The following is a 17,628-nucleotide window of genomic DNA, read 5'->3' on the forward strand; positions in this document are numbered from 1 at the left end:
ATGAAGGCGTCGACGACTCTCAGGATTCGCATCACTGGGCCGCTCCGCGACTTCGTTGCACGCAATGTGGGCAAGGACGGGCTGTTCGAAAACGCCAGCGAATATACTCGCCACCTGATCCGTCGCGACAAGGAGCAAGTGGAGCGAAGGATGTTCAACACGCTCAAAGCCGAGGTGCAGCGCGCCTTTGCGACGCCGGACGAGGAGTATGTCCTTGTGACCCGCGAAGGCTTATTGGAACGTATTCATCAGCGGCGTGCAGCTTTGGCGAGAGCCGCATCCACGTCGTCGATCGTTGAGTACCGGAAAAGCTATTCTGGCGAGCTCAGCCTTCGCTTAATCTCGCGCCGCGGTCAGCACGTCGGCGAGCAGTCGGAAATCGCGCTCGCGCGGGGACGCCTTGCGCCAGACCAGCGCGATGTTGCGTGAGGCATTGACGGAATCCAGCGGGCGCGCCTTGACGGAAGTGTGCTCCAGGATGCCCGCATCCACCGCCATCTCGGGCAGCATCGTCACGCCCAGGCCGTTGTCGACCATCTGCACCATGGTGTGGAGCGAGGTGCCGAGCATCGTCGCCTCGGCGCGCATCTCCGGCCGGTTGCACGCGGCGAGCGCATGGTCCTTCAGGCAATGCCCGTCTTCCAGCATCAGCAGCCGCGTCTCGTCGATCGCATCGGGATGGATCGCGGGCGTCGGGTCCATCTCGCCGTCGCGGAAGGCGACGAACAACCGGTCGTCGAACAGCCGCGCGCTTTCCACGTCGCCGCAGGAGAAGGGCAGGGCCAGCAGCACGCAATCGGTGCGACCATGGCTCAGCGCCTCGCAGGCCTGGCCGCTGGTCTCCTCGCGCAAAAAGAGCTTGAGGTCGGGATATTGTTCGCGGAGACGCGGGAGGATGCGCGGCAGCAGGAAGGGCGCGATGGTGGGGATGACGCTCATGCGCATCTCGCCCGAGAGCGGACGGCCGGCAGCGCGGGCGAGGTCGCCCAGCTCATCCGCCTCGCGCAGCACGCGGCGGGCCTTCTCGACGATCCGCTCGCCCAGCGGCGTGAAGCGTACCACGCGCCGGGTGCGCTCGACCAGCACCACGCCGATCAGCGTCTCCAGCTCGCGAATGCCGGCGGAGAGAGTTGACTGGGTAACGAAGCATGCCTCCGCCGCCCGGCCGAAATGGCCCACGTCATTGAGTGCAACTAGATATTGCAGCTGCTTGAGGGTGGGGAGGTAGGTTTGCGCCACTGATCGCCTCTCTCGATTATCGAGGGGATATATAGTGGCTTTGTCGAACATGGGAAGCGAATAGCCGCTCCCCCGACCGCGCTGGGCGGGCGGGGGAGCGCAGGGGCTCAGGCGGCAACAGCCTGAAGTTCTTCTTCCGGCAGGCGGATCATGTAATCGAAGGCCGAGAGCGCCGCGGTCGAACCCGCGCCCATCGCGATCACGATCTGCTTGTACGGCACGGTGGTGCAGTCGCCCGCCGCGAAGATGCCGGGCTGGCTGGTCTCGCCGCGCGCGTCGATCTCGATCTCGCCGCGCTGGGTGAGCGCGACTGCGTCCTTCAGCCATTCGGTGTTGGGCACCAGGCCGATCTGGACGAAGATGCCTTCCAGCGCGATGTCATGCTCGGCGCCGCTATTGCGGTCCTTGTAGCTGAGGCCGGAGACCTTCTCGCCGTCGCCATTGACCTTGGTGGTCATCGCCGAGGTGAGGATCTTCACGTTGGGCAGGCTGGCGAGCTTGCGCTGCAGCACCGCGTCTGCGCGAAGCTGACTGTCATACTCGATCAGCGTGACATGCGCGACGATGCCGGCCAGATCGATCGCAGCCTCGACACCAGAATTGCCGCCGCCGATCACCGCGACGCGCTTGCCCTTGAACAGCGGGCCGTCGCAGTGCGGGCAATAGGCCACGCCCTTGTTCTTGTATTCGTCCTCGCCGGGCACGTTCATCTGCCGCCAGCGTGCGCCGGTGGAGAGGATGACGGCCTTCGCCTTCAGGCTCGCGCCGTTGGCCAGCACCACTTCGTGCAGACCGCCCTCGCGCTTGGCCGGGATCAGCTTCTCGGCGCGCTGCAGGTTCATGACGTCGACGTCATAGTCCTTCACATGCTGCTCGAGCTGCGTGACCAGCTTCGGTCCTTCGGTGTGCGAGACCGAGATGAAGTTCTCGATGCCCATGGTGTCGAGCACCTGGCCGCCGAAACGCTCGGCGGCGACGCCGACGCGGATGCCCTTGCGCGCGGTGTAGATCGCCGCGGCTGCACCAGCAGGGCCGCCGCCGATGATCAGCACCTCGAACGGGTCCTTCTGCTTGATCTTCTCGGCCGCGCGCGCTTCGGCGCCGGTGTCGATCTTGGCGACGATCTGCTCCAGGTCCATCCGGCCCGAGGCGAAGGGCTCGCCGTTCAGGTACACGGTCGGCACGGCCATGACCTTGCGGCCCTCGACCTCTTCCTTGAACAGCGCGCCGTCGATCGCGGTGTGGCGGATGTTCGGGTTGAGCACCGCCATCAGGTTCAGCGCCTGCACCACGTCCGGGCAGTTCTGGCACGACAGCGAGAAATAGGTTTCGAAGGTGAAGTCGCCGTCGATGTTGCGGACCTGCTCGATCAGCTCCTGCGCCGCCTTGCTCGGGTGGCCGCCGACCTGGAGCAGCGCGAGCACGAGGCTGGTGAACTCATGCCCCATCGGGATGCCGGCGAAGCGCACGCCGATATCGGTGCCCTTGCGGCGAATCATGAAGCTGGGCTTGCGCTTGTCGTCGGCATGGACGAGGTCGATCTTGTCGGAAAGCGCGGCGATGGCCGCCAGCAGCTCGCCCAGCTCGCGCGACTTCGCGTCGTCGCCCAGGCTGGCAACGAGCTCGATCGGCTCGCGGATGTTCACGAGATAGCCCTTGAGCTGCTGCGTCAGATTGGCGTCGAGCATGGGAAAACTCCTGTATCTTCTACTAAAACGACCCGGAGCGGAGGGGGGATCCGCTCCGGGTCGCAACCGGCGCCCGCAAGGGGGGGCAGGGGCGGGCGCCGTACTCTTGGACCCTCCGAAGAGGATCGGGTCTTAGATCTTGCCGACCAGGTCGAGTGACGGCGCGAGGGTCTCGGCGCCTTCTTCCCACTTGGCGGGGCAGACTTCGCCCGGGTGGGCGGCGACATACTGCGCGGCCTTGATCTTGCGGAGCAGTTCCTGGGCGTTACGGCCGACGCCTTCCGAAGTGACTTCCATGATCTGGATCACGCCATCCGGATCGACCACGAAGGTGCCGCGGTCGGCCAGGCCCTGGCCCGCACGCAGAACGTCGAAGTTGTTCGAGATGGTGTGGTTCTGGTCGCCGAGCATGTAATAGTTGATCTTGCCGATCGCGGGCGAGGTGTCGTGCCACGCCTTGTGGCTGAAGTGCGTGTCGGTCGACACTGAGTAGACTTCGACGCCCATGCCCTGCAGGGTCGGGTAGATATCGGCCAGGTCTTCCAGTTCGGTCGGGCACACGAAGGTGAAGTCCGCCGGGTAGAAGAAGAAGACCGCCCACTTGCCCTTCACGTCGGCGTCGGTGACTTCGACGAACTTGCCTTCCTTATAGGCCTGTGCGGTGAACGGCTTGATGGTGCTGCCGATAAGAGCCATGAGTGTTATTCCTCCAGAACGGGGGTTGCTGTTGCGAAGCCGGATATAGGCGGGCCGACCCGTGCTGTGAAATTGGAAGACCCGCTTGGGGTGATCGAGTGGATCACTCAATAGGCCGATATTTATCGGTCGCGCAGATCATAAAGCATTGGCGGCGGCCGGCGCCGAGTCGGCCACGACCAGGACAAACGCCGCGTTGTGGCTGCAACGCGGCGCTACTTAGCGGCGTGTCGGCGTGCGGGTGGATTCCGCGGCCACGGTGCCGGTATCGATGATATTGGGGCGGAGGCGCTCGCCGAGCCGCTTGCCGAAACGCCATGCGGGTCGCTCGATCAGCAGATAGGTCGCTGCGGTGATCAACACGATCAGCACCGCCAACGCGGGGATCAGCAACGGCAACGCCACCAGTGGGATGCGTTGTATGATCGGCGCCGCGTCGACAAACAGCACGTTGAGCAGGATGCCGTGCAGCAGATAGATGCCGAACGAAATCTCGCCGACGACTGCCGCGCCGGGCAGCGAGAAGATGCCGCCGAACCGGTTACCGGCTGCGACGCAGCAGAAGAAGAAGGCGAAAGGCACGAAGGCGGGGGTGAGCGCATGGTCGAACAGCAGTACCGCGGGGATCATGCCGAGCGTGGCAAGGATTGCCGCGGTGGGCGAGGCCAACCAGCGCCGGATCGCATCGCGCGCGCAGCATTCATAGGCCAGCATGCCCGCCGCGAACAGCGGCCAGAAGGAGAAGATGTGGCCGCCGAAACCAAATAGATGTGCGAGCAAGCCCGTTGCGAGGACGAGGACGGGAACCGTCCAGCTCGGCAGCTTGATCCGCTTGGCGACGTGCAAGCCCAGCGCCACGCCGGGAAGGAGGAGCAGATAAAACAGCCATTCCTGCCACAGCGACCAGAGAACGAGCGCGTTCATCAGTCCGCTGTCGGCATAGCCCATGATCGGCACCTGGCGATGCGCGCTGATCCATTCCACTGCTACGCGGAGGTAACTGGCGTCTGGTCGCGCACCGGTACGCAGCATGATTATCAGGGAGATCAGCAGGAACGATGCCGCAACCAGCGGCACGATGCGGAAGAAACGGCCGATATAGACTTTCGGCCAGAAGACGTTGCCAATTCCCTTCAACGCCGTCGGATAGAAGACCAGTCCGGTGATCATGAAGAACAGCGCCACCGCGCCGGCGCCGAGCTGGTTGACGAACGGCAGGTCGGCCTCCGACCACGGCCGCCCGAACACGATCACATGCGTCCAGATCCAGAAATGATGGCTCAGCACCGACAGTGCCAGAAAGCCGCGCAGCCCATCGATATTGCCGAATCGGGGGCCCTTGGGAACCGGGAAGCCGCCGCGCCGCAGCGCGCCGCCTACCATGACCGCAGCGGCGAGAGACACGAGGTAGAAGAAGAGGAAGCTCAGCGTGAAGGCGTCGACCGGTAGACTCACGAAGGTTTGACCTCTTGTCGCGGCGGGGGTGGGCTTCCGGCGCTACCATGCGGCGACAGGCTTTGCACGCGTTGCGCCGCAGCAATGCGCTCAGGCGAGCGCGCGGTACAGACTGAAGGCGCTGGTGGCCGTCAGCACCACGCCGACCAAGCTGAGCAGCAACCGCACCGGCATGCGCTTGGCGAAGATCGCGCCGAAAGGCGCGGCGACCACGCCGCCGATCAGCAGCCCCAGCACCGGGTGCCAGAAATCGGGCGTGAACCCCTGCGCGCCGATGTGGAACAGGAAGGTGGCCGAGATCGTCAGCGTCAGGAAGAATTCGGTGGTGTTGACCGTGCCGATCGTCGTGCGGGGCTGCGCGCCTTGGACAAGCAGGTTGCTCGTCACCACCGGTCCCCAGCCGCCGCCGCCCGCCGCATCGAGGAAACCGCCGGCGAGCCCCAGCGGCTCGACGATCTTCGGCTCGCGATGGTGCGGGGCGAAGCGGATCGCGCGGAACAGCAGATACAGGCCGATCGCAGAAAGATACGCCATAACGAACGGCCGGGTTACCGAGGCATCGAGCGTGGTCAGCACATAGGCACCGAGCACGCCGCCGAGGATGCCGGGGATCAGCAGCCGCGCGAACAGCCGCCAGTTGACGTTGCGATGAAGGACATGGCTCAGCCCCGATACCCCGGTGGTCATCGTCTCGACCAGGTGCACGCCGGCCGAGGCGGTAGCGGGCGCGATGCCGAGGACGCTCACCAGCAACGTACTCGAAATCACCCCGAATGCCATGCCGAGCGCACCGTCCACCAACTGGGCGGCGAAACCGACGGCAACATAGGGCAGCATTTCGGCGAGCGTGATTCCGGCGAACATCCATGCCCCTGTTGCGGCGGGTCGGCCCCCCGAGATGGCGGCTTCCGTGAAATCCTACAAGCCCGATAGTGTATGGCCGGGACAGGCATGACATCGGGGGATGCTGGAAATTGCCGGTATGCTGCCCTATTTTGCCTGCTGCAAAGGGGTCCGGCCATGTACCAGCGTCTCAAGCGCTATCTCGATTCGATTCATGCGCGCGATCCCGCGCCACGCAGCCGGCTGGAAATCCTGCTGTACCCGGGCGTGTGGGCGCTTGGGTATCACCGCATCGCGCATGCGCTGTTCCGCCGCCGCTTCTTCTTCCTCGCGCGGCTGGTCAATCACTGGTCGCGCTGGATGACCGCGATCGACATCCATCCGGGTGCGACGATCGGGCATAACTTCTTCATCGACCATGGCTTCGTGGTGATCGGCGAGACCGCGATCATCGGCGACAACGTCACCATCTACCAGTGCGTGACGCTGGGCGGCACGAGCCCCGACAATGGCGTGGGCGGCAAGCGCCACCCGACCCTGCTCGACGGGGTGATCATCGGCTCGGGCGCGCAGGTGCTGGGGCCGATCACGGTGGGCGAGCGCGCGCGGATCGGTGCCAATGCCGTCGTCACCAAGGACGTGGCGCCCGGCGCGGTGATGGTGGGCATCCCCGCCAAGCCAACGCTGGTCGAGGCGGTGACCTGGCAAAAGGACTTCGTGCCCTATGGCACCCCGTGCAGCGACGTGTTCGATCCCTCCAGCCAGAAGCTCGAGCTGATGCGCTGCGAACTGGACACGCTGCGCAAGCGGCTCGACGCGATGATCGCCGAGCGCGAGGCCGAGGCCGAACGGCGCGACCGGGCCTGATGGGAACCGTCACGCCGCTGCCCCTCGCGCGCCCCGAGCAGGTCGGCTTCGATCGCCTCGAACTCAACCGGATCCTCGATCTCTACGGGCGGATGGTCGCTGCCGGGCACTGGCGCGATTATGCAATGCAGTTCGAAAAGGATTTTGCCGTCTTCGCCGCCTTCCGCCGCGCCGCCGAGCGGCCCGAATACCGGATCGAGAAGCGGCCGAGCCTGCGCAATCGCCAGGGCATGTGGGCGCTGGTCAATGAAAGCGGCGTAGTGCTCAAGCGTGGGCAGGAATTGGGCCCCGTACTGGCGCCGGTGGAGCGGCGCCTGATGAAGCTGGTGGAAGAATAGGATCCGGCCCTCCCGACGGGGAGGGCCGGCATAAGGCTCAGGCCAGCGCGCCCTGCTGGGTCGGCGGCAGCCGGCGGGCGAGGTCGCCCAGCATCCCCACGACGGCCCGGCGCATCGGGTGCCAGAAGGCGGAGAGCGACAGGAGCGCCGACCCGATCACCAGCCCGGTGAACGCCGCGCTCAGCTCCACCGCGCCGCTCTGGTGGAACAACGAGTACATCGCCCAGAGTACATAGGCGAGGCTGGAGACGAGCAGCGCGCGCCGATCCACCGCCAGCGCCACGAAGGCGAAGAACAGGTAGAGTGCGAAGACCAGCGCCGCCATCGGTGCACCGATCTCGCCGTCGAAAACGCCGAGCATATGGAACACCGGGTGCGCAATGAGAGGTGCGGCGGCGAGGTGGAGCCAGAACGCCACGTCGGCGCGGCGGGTGCGGCGTTCGAGGTCGGTCATGTCCCAGCGCATCGCTGCGATGAAGGTCGCGACGCCGCCGACCAGCAGGATCGCGTTGATCCAGTCCCTGGCAGCCGGGATCAGCGAAGTAATCAGCCCGACCGACACCCCGACGACCGCGAGTGCGCCGGCAGCGACCGTGATCGGCACCATGAAGCGGCGCCAGTGGATCCATGCCGCGACGGCGGTAAGCGTGCCGGCAATGGCGGCAACCGCGCCGGCGATCCGCTCGCGCTGGGGTTCGGTGGTCACGTGAAGCGCGGTTTCGATCCATGGGATGTTGATCACGATCAGCCCGGCGATCGTGGCGCCCGCGCCGGCCACGAATCCGAGCAGCAGCAGGATCGAGGGAAGCGCCAACCGGCGGCGTGCCGTGAAATACTCCGCCAGCATCCAGCTCGTTGCCGCGACGGCGGCACCGCCGCCGATCAGGTTCGCGCCAACCATGCGCGGCTCCGGGCCGGTGCCGACCAGTGCCTGCACCACGCTGCCGCCGAGCTTGCCGATCGCCAGCAGGATCAGCGCCGCGGCGATGGTGACAAAGATGTCGTTGAAGCCGCTCAGAAGCCGGAAATGCTCTTCGTCCACCGCGGGCGTTGCCCGGCTGGCGGCGACATAGTTGCGGAACGCCGTCGCGGCATCGGGGGTGATTGCCCCCGCCTCCACGGCGCCTGCCAGTTCGCTTTCGCTATACATAGGCCATCCTCCTTGGTACCCACAGGATGCCATGAGTGTATTGCTGATGCAATACGGTGATGCGCGTACGCTCAGCGCTGCAATTTGCTGAGGATCGCCATGGTCTGTTCGGCACCCGATCCGGGGACGATCTCGCCCGCGCGGTCGATGATCTGCGCCCATTGCGCGGCAACGGCCTCGGGTGTGCGCTCGGCCAACACCGCCCCGGGGGTCAGGGTGACATAGGCGGCCTGCACCACGCCCGCGCCGGCCCCGACGATCATGTTGCTGGGCGCTTCGTCCGATACGAGGAAGAGCGCAGCGGGGGCCACATGCTCGGGTGCGAAGGCAGCGAAGGCGGCTTCGGGGAAAAGGTCCTCGGTCATCCGCGTGCCCGCGACCGGTGCGATCGTATTGACGCGGATGCCGTGCTTGGCGCCTTCGAGGTGCAGCGTCTTGGCGAGTCCGACAAGGCCCAGCTTGGCGGCGCCGTAATTCGCCTGGCCGAAATTGCCGAACAAGCCGGTCGACGAAGCGGTCATCAGGACGCGGCCATAGCCCTGCTCGCGCATCGTCTCCCACACCGCCCTGGTGGCATTGGCGGAGCCGATCAGATGGACATCGACGACGAAGGCGAAATCCTCGGGCGTCATCTTGGCGAAGCTCTTGTCGCGGAGCACGCCGGCGTTGTTGATCAGGATGTCGATTCGGCCCCAGCGGGCCCTGGCGGTCTCCGCCATTGCGACCATCGCCGCGGCATCGGTGACGCTGCCACCATCGGCGATCGCCTCACCGCCAAATGCTTCGATCTCAGCAACCACGGCCCTAGCCGCGTCGGAATGCCCGGCGCCGTCGCGGCTGGCGCCCAGATCGTTCACCACCACACGCGCGCCGCGCTTGGCGAGCTCCAGCGCATAGGCGCGGCCGATCCCGCCGCCGGCACCGGTGACGATGGCGACGCGGTTGTCGAAGCGGATGGTCATGGGCAAGGCTCTCCAGCAAAATGTTGCGGAGAGCCTAGGGGAGGTTGGGCGGGACGCCAACCTTGCTCCCCTCCCGCAAGCGGGAGGGGAGGAGGCAGAGACTTACTTGCCGCCCGGCTGGCGGCAATGGTCCTTCACGGTACGCGAGCAACGCGGATAGCTGGCCGGATCAGACGGCGGCGGGGGCGGCGGTGCCGCAGCTGCAGCCGGAGCCGGAGCGGCTGCCGGCGGCGGAGGTGCCGCTGCGTCGGCGGGCGGCGGCGGGGGCGGGGGTGCCGGCGGCGCGCCGGGTGCGGTCGTGCCCGGGGGCGGGGGCGGCGACGGCGCCACGCCCGAGCCCGGCGGGGGCGGCGGCGGCGGGGGCGGCGTCGCTTCGCCGGCACCCATCGTGCCGTTCATCGGCGCGGGCGGTGCGGCGGGATCGGTCTGCGGGGTCGTCTGGCCCTGCATCGGCGCCGCCGGAGGGGCGGGCTGTGCCTGGGTCTGATCCGGCGTCGTCTGCGCCGGCATGTCCTGCGCAATGGCGGTGCCGCTAAGCACCATCGCCGAGGCGAGAAGCATCCACTTCATCTTGTGTCTCCTTCTTCATGAAAGACGAGGGTGCGAACGTCCGCAGGACGCAATTTGTTGCAACCACGTTTCCGTAAAGAGGGAGATCGGGCGCGGCGAGTACATGCCGCCGCGCCCCGCTTTCGGTTCAGTTGCCCGCGTCGAGCGCGTAGCCTGCCGAGCGTACGGTGCGAATGATGTCCGGCCGGTTGCCCTTGTTAATCGCCTTGCGCAGGCGGCGGATGTGGACATCGACCGTGCGTGATTCGATGTCGCTGTCATGCCCCCATACCGCATCGAGCAGCCGCTCGCGCGAGAACACCCAGCCCGGATGCTCGAGGAAGTGCTTGAGCAGACGAAACTCGGTCGGGCCCAGCTGGATCACTTCGCCGCCGCGGCGCACCTTGTGGCCCACCGTGTCCATCTCGATGTCCGAATAGGTGAGCGCCTCGCCGGCCAGCGCCGGGCGCACGCGGCGGAGCACCGCGCCGACGCGGGCGACCAGCTCGCGCGGCGAGAAGGGCTTGGTGACATAATCGTCGGCACCGGTTTCGAGCCCGCGGACGCGGTCTTCCTCTTCGCCGCGCGCCGTCAGCATGATGATCGGCACGTTCGCCGTCTCCGGCATGCGGCGCAGCCGACGGCACACTTCGATGCCGGACAGCCCCTCGACCATCCAGTCGAGCAGCACGATGTCCGGCGTCGCCTCCTTGGCGAGGAGCAGGGCTTCCTCGCCATCGGGGGTGTGCTTCACTTCATAGTCTTCGCGCTTGAAATGCCAGGTGACGAGCTCCGCGATCGCGGCATCGTCTTCCACCAGCAGCATCTTGACCCGTGCCATATGTTCCCCTCAGCTCCCGCTGCTTTCGCCGGCTTCCGCCTCGGCGAGATAGTGCCCGGTCGCGGCAAAATAGACCATCTCGGCGACGTTGGTTGCGTGGTCGCCGATCCTCTCCAGATTCTTGGCGACGAACAGCAGGTGCGCGACCTGACTGATCGTGCGCGGATTCTCGACCATGAAGGTCACCAGCGTGCGGAAGATCGAATCATAGAAATCGTCGAGCGCGGTATCGCTGGCATGCACCTCGGCCGCCGCCTTGGCATCGCGCGCCGAAAAGGCGTCGAGCGCGGCGCGCACCATGTCGGCGGCGATCTGGCCCATCGCCGGCAGCACCGACACCGCCTCGATCCGCTCCTCGCCCTCGGCATGGATCATCGGCACGCGCTTGGCGATGTTCTTGGCATAATCGCCGATCCGCTCGATCACCGCCGCGATCTTGAGCGCGGCGATCACCTCGCGCAGGTCGTCCGCCATCGGCGCGCGCAGCGCGATCACGCGGACGACGAGCTTTTCCAGCTCGGCCTCGATCGCGTCGATCTGCTTGTCCTTCTTGCGCACGGTCTTGGCGAGCGCCTCGTCGCCGCGCTGCAACGCCTTCATCGCGTCGTAGATCGCCTGTTCGGCAAGCCCGCCCATCTGCGAGATCAGCGCGCGCAGCTGGCTGATGTCCTGGTCGAACGCCTTGACCGTATGTTCGTGGCCCGATGCCATCAGCCGTACCTTCCGGTGATATAGTCCTTCGTGCGCTCTTCGCGGGGCGCGGTGAAGAGGTTGTCGGTCTCGCCATATTCGACCAGCTGGCCGAGATGGAAGAAGGCGGTGCGCTGCGAGACGCGCGCGGCCTGCTGCATGTTGTGCGTGACGATCACGATCGCGTAGCGCCCGCGCAGCTCGTGGATCAGCTCCTCGATCTTGGCGGTGGCGATCGGATCGAGCGCGCTGGCCGGCTCGTCCATCAGGATCACTTCGGGATCGACCGCGATCGCGCGGGCGATGCACAGCCGCTGCTGCTGGCCGCCGGAAAGCGCGGTGCCGCTGTCGGACAGGCGGTCCTTCACTTCCTCCCAAAGCCCTGCGCGCTTCAGCGAGCGCTCGACGATGCCTTCCAGATCGCTCTTGGACGACGCCAGGCCGTGGATGCGGGGCCCGTAAGCGACGTTCTCGAAGATCGATTTGGGGAACGGGTTGGGCTTCTGGAACACCATGCCGACACGGGCGCGCAGCTGCACCACGTCCATGTCGTCGGCGTAGATGTCGGCGCCGTCCAGCGTGATCTCGCCGCTGACCCGCGCGCTCGCGATGGTGTCGTTCATGCGGTTGAAGGTGCGCAGGAAGGTCGACTTGCCGCAGCCCGACGGGCCGATGAACGCGGTTACCTTGTCCATGTCGACGTCGATCGACACGTCCTTCACGGCCTGTTTCTGGCCGTAGAACACGCTGACGCCGCGGGCCGACATCTTGTGGGGAGCGGGGGGGAGGGCGGTCATTACCAGCGGGTCTCGAACTTGTTGCGGAGGTAGATGGCGAGCCCGTTCATCGCGAGCAGCACCGCGAGCAGCACCAGGATCGCGGCGCTCGTCTTCTCGACGAAGCCGCGGCTGACCTCGTCGGACCAGAGGAAGATCTGCACCGGCAGCACCGTCGACGGATCGGTGAAGCCGCCGGGCGCGGTGACGATGAAGGCGCGCATGCCGATAAGCAGCAGCGGCGCGGTCTCGCCCAGCGCGCGCGCCATGCCGATGATCGTGCCGGTGAGGATGCCGGGCATCGCCAGCGGCAGGACATGGTGGAACACCACCTGGATCGGGCTGGCGCCGATGCCGAGCGCGGCGTCGCGGATCGACGGCGGCACGCCCTTGATCGCGTTGCGGCTGGCGATGACGATGACGGGCATGATCATCAGCGCGAGCGTCACGCCCCCGACCAGCGGCGCCGAGCGCGGCAGCATCGGGCCGAACGTGTGGCCACCGATCTGCCAAGTGCCAAGGAATACCGCGAGCCCGAGCAGGCCGAAGATGATCGAGGGCACCGCCGCGAGATTGTTGATCGAAACCTCTATCAGATCGGTCCAACGGTTCTTCGGCGCATATTCCTCGAGATAGATCGCCGAGAGCACGCCCACCGGGAAGGCGATCAGGAAGGTGATCGCCATGGTGAGCAGTGAGCCCTTGAGCGCGCCCCACACGCCGACCGCGACCGGATCGGTCGAGTCGGACTCGCGGAGGAACGCCCAGTTGAAGCCGCGGTGGATCGCGCCCTGGCTGGTCAGCCGCGCGACGCCGGCTTCCATCGCCGGATCGCCGTCGCCGGCCAGCGCCTGATCGAAGCCGGTCGCGGCCGGGACATAGACGGTCGTGCGCCGTTCGAGCAGCGACGGATCGCGCTTCACTGCGCTGCGTACCGCCAGCCAGGCGCTGGGGGCAAGATAGGTCGGGCCGTCGGTTCCGAAGGCACGCGTGGCGGCATTGTCCACCACGTCCTCCAGCCCCGCGCTCGCCAGCGCGAGATCGGCAGCGGGGGTAGCGAGCTGCGCGCGCTCGATCTTGAGCCCGTCGGCTTTGAGATCGATCGGCAGCGCCAGTTCGGTGACGGTGAAGCCGCGCCAGCCCTGCGCTACCATGGTGAGCAGCAGGAAGCCGAGGAACGCCGCCGACAGGATCACCGCGCCCGCGCCGAGCACGCGGAAGCGCCGCTCGGCCGCATAGCGGCGGCGGATGCGCCGTTGCATCGCCGGGCTCTTCCAGTCGGTCGGCCGGCGCTCGGCCGGGGCGGCGGGCTTACTCATAGGCTTCGCGATACTTCTTCACGACGCGCAGCGCGACGATGTTGAGCAGCAGGGTGATGACGAACAGCGTCAGGCCCAGCGCGAAGGCGGCGAGCGTCTTGGGGCTGTCGAACTCGGCCTCGCCGGTCAGCAGGTCGACGATCTGCTTGGTGACGGTGGTGGCGCTCTGCAGCGGGTTGAGCGTGATCGTCGCGGCGCCCGAGGCGGCCATCACCACGATCATCGTCTCGCCGATCGCACGGCTGACCGCGAGCAGCACGCCCGCCACTACGCCGGGCAGGGCGGCGGGGACGAGCACGCGCGAGATCGTCTCGCTAGTCGTGGCGCCCATCGCCAAGCTGCCGTCGCGCATCGAGGTCGGCACGGCGGCAAGCGAATCGTCGGCCATCGAGGAGACGAAGGGGATGATCATCACGCCCATCACCAGCCCGGCGGCCAGCGCGCTCTCGGACGAGGCGAAGGGGTCGCCGAGCAGCACCGCGAGCTTGCGCACGGCGGGCGCAACGGTCAGCGCGGCGAAATAGCCATAGACCACGGTGGGCACGCCCGCGAGCATCTCCAGCGTCGGCTTCATCCAGCGGCGCGTGGTCGGCGAGGCATATTGGGTGAGGTACACCGCGCTCATCAGCCCGAACGGAATGGCGACCAGCATCGCGATCACCGCGCCGATGAAGAAGGTGCCCCAGAACAACGGCACCGCGCCGAGCGAAGCGCCGGGGTTCTTCGCGTCGATCACCTGCGGGCTCCAATGGGTGCCGAACAGGAACTGGGTGATCGGCACCTGTTGGAAGAAGCGCAGCGACTCCCAGAAGAGCGAGACGAAGATGCCGATGGTGGTGAAGATCGCGATCAGCGAGGCGACCAGCAGCCCCATCATCAGCGTGCGCTCCACCTTGGAGCGGGCGCGGAAATCCGGGCGGATGCGGCTGAGCGCGAAGGCGGCCCCGGCAAAGGCGAGCAGCACGGCGGCGGCCGTACCCGTCCAGGCGTAGCGGCTGCTGGCGGCGCGCACCACCGGGGCGAGCTGGCGGGCGAGGGGATCGGCCTCTGTCTCGTACGGGTTCTTCGCCACCGCGCGCGCCTGGGCGAGCACCGAGTCGCGCTCGAAGGCGAAGTCGGACAGGCCGGTGGCGGCGGGGCTCTGCAGCACGGTCTGGCGGACCAGCCCCGGGCTGATCCCCGACCAGACGACCAGGAACAGCAGCGGCGGCAGGATCGTCCACATGCTGACGAACCAGCCATGCTGTGCCGGCAGCGAATGGAGCCGCTTGGCGCCACCGCGATCGAAGCGCAGCGCACGGGCGCGCGCCGTCAGCCAGCCGATCAGCCCCAAGCCGAGTATCAGGAACAGTAACGCGAAGGGGTTCACCGGCGGAGCAACTCAGCGGAATGGGGGGCGAGGAACGGCGTCACTTGAGCGCGGCCGGATCAAGTGGGGTGAGATCGGCCACGCGCTTCGCCATCTCCGTGCGCATCGCCTCGGGTGCCGCGATCAGCCCGCGCTTCACCAGCGGGCCGCCCGGACCCCACAGCGTGGTGTAGAGCGTCAGGAAATCCTTGAGCCCCGGCACCGCCTTGAGGTGGCGCTTCTTCACATAGAGGTAGAGCGGGCGGGCACCCGGATACTGACCGTCGGCGATCGTCGCATAGGTGGGGGCGACACCTTCGATCGGCACGCCGTGCAGGCGGTTGCGGTTCTCTTCGAGATAGGAATAGCCGAAAATGCCGAGCGCATTGGGGTTCTGCGCCAGGCCCTGGACGATCAGATTGTCGTTCTCGCCCTTGTCGACATAGGGGCCGTCGTCGCGGATGCGGCGGCATTCGGCGTCATAGTGCGAGGGATCGGCCTCGGCCTTGAGCTTCGTGGCGTTGGGATCGGCCTCCAGGCAACCGGGCGCCAGCATCAGCTCGACGAAGGCGTCGCGGGTGCCGCTGGTCGAGGGCGGGCCCATCACCAGGATCGGGATCGCGGGCAGGCTGGGGTTCACGTCCTGCCAGGTGCGCGCGGTGTTGGGCTTGCCGAGCGGCTTGGCGGCGAGCGCCAGATAGACGTCGCGCTTGCTGAGCTGGAGCTTCGGGCCCTGATTCGATTCGGCGAGCGCCACGCCGTCCAGCCCGATCACGATCTCCAGTATCTCGCCGACCTGGTTTTCCTCGCAGCGATCATATTCCTTGCGCGTCATCCGGCGCGAGGCGTTGGCGATGTCCGGGAACTGCGCGCCCACGCCCTCACAGAAGCGGCGGAGGCCGGCGCCGCTGCCGATCGATTCCACCACCGGCGCCTTGCGGCCGCTGCGCGCGTTGACGAACGCCTCGGCCACGGCCGTGGTGAAGGGATAGACGGTGGAGGAGCCGACGACGCGGATTTCGCGCGTGGCGCTGCCGTCGCACGCCGACAGGGCGAGCGTGCCGAAGGCGATCAGCGCTAGACGACCCAGCATCGTCACTTCTTGCTCCCCGAGGATGGCGGTGTTTCGGATCGCGGAGTCTGCGCCTCGCTTCCCACCCACCGCCCATCCGGCAATCGCGTTACGACTTTATGACAGTCGGTTCGATCGGCAGCCGCACCGAGACGGTGGTGCCGACGCCGACGGTGGACGCGATATCGAACCGCCCGCGGTGACGCTCGACCACATGCTTGACGATGGCGAGGCCCAGGCCGGTGCCGCCCAGCGAGCGGCTGCGTCCCGAATCGACGCGATAAAAGCGCTCGGTCAGGCGCGGAATATGCTCGGCCGGGATGCCTTCGCCCTGATCGGCGACGGCGAAGCGGACCATCGTGTCGCCCTCGCTGCGCAGCGAGACGGTGACCGGCGTGCCGGCGCGGCCATATTTCATCGCATTGCCGATCAGGTTGTGGAGCAGCTGACTGAGCTGGGTGCGATCGCCGCGCACCGGCGGTACGCCCTCGATCTCGGTCACCAGATCGGCGGCGCGCGGGCTGCCCGAAAGCTCGGTGCAGACCTGGTCGATCAAATTGGCGAGCTGCACCGATTCCGCCGGCGCGCGATACTTCTCCGCCTCGATCCGGCTGAGCGAGATCAGGTCGCTGATCAGCCGGTCCATGCGCCGCGCCTCGTCGTGCATGATCTTGAGGAAGCGGGCGCGGATCTCCGGCTCCTCGCCGGCGCCGTCGGCCAGCGTCTCGACATAGCCGAGCAGCGAGGCGAGGGGGGTGCGCAGCTCGTGGCTGGCATTGGCGACGAAATCGACGCGCATCCGGTCGGCGGTGTAGCTGCCGGTGCGGTCGACGAGATGAACGACGCGCTCACCGGTCTCCAGCGTGCGGACGCGCATCTCCCAGCGCTGCTCGCGGGTGCCGAGACCGACCAGGTGGATCGGCGCGCTATGGTCCTCGCCCGGATCGAGCAGGCGCTCGGCGGCGGCGGGGTGGCGGATCGCGAGGCGGACATCCTCGCCCAGGATATGCTCGCCCAGCAGTGCACGGGCGGCGGCGTTGGCGGCGATCACGCGGGTGGCGGCGGTGACCAGCACCGGTTCGGCGATGGCCTCGATCACTTCGGCGAAGGCGGGGTCGCGGTCGGCTGCCGCGGCATCGTCGCGCGGGGCGGGGGCGGGATCGCCGCCGATCGCGACGATCAGCACCGCGGCGACCGCGCCGACCAGCAGCACCAGGGTCAGCTGCAGGTCGCCCCCGGCCAACAGTCCGACGACCGCCGACAGCGCGGCGACACCCAGTGCGAGGCTGATTCGGAAGCCATGGGCCGAAAGCATGGCGCCTTCTAGCGTGCAATCGTCCCAAGACGAGCCCGTATTTACGATTGCGAAATGGACGCGGGCGCAGAAGAAGAGGGCGATGGACGATCCCAAATCCGAAGACCTGCCGACCCGTCGGCGCGCGCTGATGCTGGGCGCGGCGAGCGCGGCTGCGATCGTCTCGATCCGCCCGGCGCTGGCGCAGACCAATGCCTCGGTGATGCAGTGCGATATCCCGGTGACCGATCCGGGCCGCGCGGGCAGCTATATCGCGCCCGACGGCCGCGTCGTGCCGGCGCGCACGCCCGGCGCCTTCCCGGCACCGGGGCGCAACTTCAAGGCGCAGGACGTCAAGCGCGCGCTCAATGGCGGCACGCTGCCGGGCACCGATCCCCAAGCGAGCCGCGCCTATACCAATTACATCCGCCGCCTGCAGCGTGGGACCAGCGGCTTCACCTGCTTCGCCTCGCTGCAGATGCCGCGCGGCTGAGGGCCGGG

General features: G+C 67.1%; 19 protein-coding genes. 4 read left to right on the plus strand and 15 right to left on the minus strand.

The window, feature by feature from the left end:
• A complete protein-coding gene (locus RT655_RS13715; RefSeq protein ID WP_313537746.1) occupies positions 1–429 on the plus strand; it encodes a hypothetical protein in 429 nt (142 codons plus the stop codon).
• Here RT655_RS13715 and RT655_RS13720 read toward each other — a convergent pair.
• From RT655_RS13720 to RT655_RS13740, 5 genes are all read right to left on the minus strand, one after another.
• Complete coding sequence (locus RT655_RS13720) at positions 337–1,239, minus strand: LysR substrate-binding domain-containing protein (protein WP_313537747.1); 903 nt, start codon at positions 1,237–1,239, stop codon at positions 337–339. The two genes, RT655_RS13715 and RT655_RS13720, sit on opposite strands and share 93 nt — an antisense overlap.
• Before the next feature lie 107 nt (positions 1,240–1,346).
• On the minus strand, positions 1,347–2,927 hold the full coding sequence (gene ahpF / locus RT655_RS13725; protein WP_313537749.1) for an alkyl hydroperoxide reductase subunit F: 1,581 nt from the start codon (positions 2,925–2,927) through the stop codon (positions 1,347–1,349).
• 132 nt (positions 2,928–3,059) lie between these two features.
• Entirely contained in the window at positions 3,060–3,623 is a 564-nt protein-coding gene (gene ahpC, locus RT655_RS13730; protein WP_066722263.1) for an alkyl hydroperoxide reductase subunit C, read from the minus strand.
• A gap of 219 nt (positions 3,624–3,842) precedes the next feature.
• The gene (locus RT655_RS13735) at positions 3,843–5,078 is read right to left on the minus strand and encodes an acyltransferase (protein WP_313537752.1); all 1,236 of its coding nucleotides are present in this window, start codon (positions 5,076–5,078) and stop codon (positions 3,843–3,845) included.
• A gap of 90 nt (positions 5,079–5,168) precedes the next feature.
• Positions 5,169–5,942, minus strand: a complete 774-nt coding sequence (locus RT655_RS13740) for a sulfite exporter TauE/SafE family protein (protein ID WP_313537754.1) — start codon at positions 5,940–5,942, stop codon at positions 5,169–5,171.
• A 156-nt stretch (positions 5,943–6,098) separates the two neighbouring features.
• Between RT655_RS13740 and epsC the strand changes: the two genes are divergently transcribed.
• Positions 6,099–6,788, plus strand: coding sequence for a serine O-acetyltransferase EpsC (gene epsC / locus RT655_RS13745; protein WP_313537756.1), 690 nt, complete (start codon positions 6,099–6,101; stop codon positions 6,786–6,788).
• Positions 6,788–7,126, plus strand: a complete 339-nt coding sequence (locus tag RT655_RS13750; protein ID WP_313537757.1) for a DUF2794 domain-containing protein — start codon at positions 6,788–6,790, stop codon at positions 7,124–7,126. The genes epsC and RT655_RS13750 overlap by 1 nt, the downstream gene beginning before the upstream one ends.
• A gap of 37 nt (positions 7,127–7,163) precedes the next feature.
• Here RT655_RS13750 and RT655_RS13755 read toward each other — a convergent pair whose 3' ends face one another.
• From RT655_RS13755 to RT655_RS13800, 10 genes are all read right to left on the minus strand, one after another.
• Entirely contained in the window at positions 7,164–8,276 is a 1,113-nt protein-coding gene (locus tag RT655_RS13755) for a hypothetical protein (RefSeq protein ID WP_313537758.1), read from the minus strand.
• Between the two features lie 71 nt (positions 8,277–8,347).
• Entirely contained in the window at positions 8,348–9,238 is an 891-nt protein-coding gene (locus RT655_RS13760) for an SDR family NAD(P)-dependent oxidoreductase (protein ID WP_313537760.1), read from the minus strand.
• Positions 9,239–9,340: 102 nt separating this feature from the next.
• Positions 9,341–9,808, minus strand: coding sequence for a hypothetical protein (locus tag RT655_RS13765; RefSeq protein WP_313537762.1), 468 nt, complete (start codon positions 9,806–9,808; stop codon positions 9,341–9,343).
• Between the two features lie 127 nt (positions 9,809–9,935).
• Positions 9,936–10,628 carry a phosphate regulon transcriptional regulator PhoB gene (gene phoB / locus RT655_RS13770; protein WP_064314091.1) on the minus strand — a complete coding sequence of 231 codons (693 nt, stop codon included), beginning with the start codon at positions 10,626–10,628 and terminating at the stop codon, positions 9,936–9,938.
• Positions 10,629–10,637: 9 nt separating this feature from the next.
• Positions 10,638–11,339: a phosphate signaling complex protein PhoU gene (gene phoU, locus RT655_RS13775; protein WP_313537766.1), complete on the minus strand. Its 702-nt coding sequence runs from the start codon at positions 11,337–11,339 to the stop codon at positions 10,638–10,640.
• Complete coding sequence (gene pstB, locus RT655_RS13780) at positions 11,339–12,115, minus strand: phosphate ABC transporter ATP-binding protein PstB (RefSeq protein ID WP_313537768.1); 777 nt, start codon at positions 12,113–12,115, stop codon at positions 11,339–11,341. Before pstB ends, phoU begins: the two co-directional genes overlap by 1 nt.
• On the minus strand, positions 12,115–13,413 hold the full coding sequence (pstA, locus tag RT655_RS13785; protein WP_313537770.1) for a phosphate ABC transporter permease PstA: 1,299 nt from the start codon (positions 13,411–13,413) through the stop codon (positions 12,115–12,117). The genes pstB and pstA overlap by 1 nt, the downstream gene beginning before the upstream one ends.
• Positions 13,406–14,782, minus strand: a complete 1,377-nt coding sequence (gene pstC / locus RT655_RS13790; RefSeq protein ID WP_313537772.1) for a phosphate ABC transporter permease subunit PstC — start codon at positions 14,780–14,782, stop codon at positions 13,406–13,408. Before pstC ends, pstA begins: the two co-directional genes overlap by 8 nt.
• A 40-nt stretch (positions 14,783–14,822) precedes the next feature.
• Positions 14,823–15,854: a substrate-binding domain-containing protein gene (locus RT655_RS13795; protein WP_313538481.1), complete on the minus strand. Its 1,032-nt coding sequence runs from the start codon at positions 15,852–15,854 to the stop codon at positions 14,823–14,825.
• An 88-nt stretch (positions 15,855–15,942) separates the two neighbouring features.
• Positions 15,943–17,148 (minus strand): ATP-binding protein, encoded by a 1,206-nt coding sequence (locus tag RT655_RS13800; RefSeq protein ID WP_313537774.1) that lies wholly within the window; start codon positions 17,146–17,148, stop codon positions 15,943–15,945.
• 82 nt (positions 17,149–17,230) lie between these two features.
• Here RT655_RS13800 and RT655_RS13805 point away from each other — a divergent pair, with 82 nt between their 5' ends.
• Positions 17,231–17,620, plus strand: a complete 390-nt coding sequence (locus RT655_RS13805) for a hypothetical protein (protein ID WP_313537776.1) — start codon at positions 17,231–17,233, stop codon at positions 17,618–17,620.
• Positions 17,621–17,628 lie beyond the last annotated feature (8 nt).

Source organism: Sphingomonas sp. (genome assembly GCF_032114135.1).
Taxonomy (GTDB): Bacteria; Pseudomonadota; Alphaproteobacteria; order Sphingomonadales; family Sphingomonadaceae; genus Sphingomonas.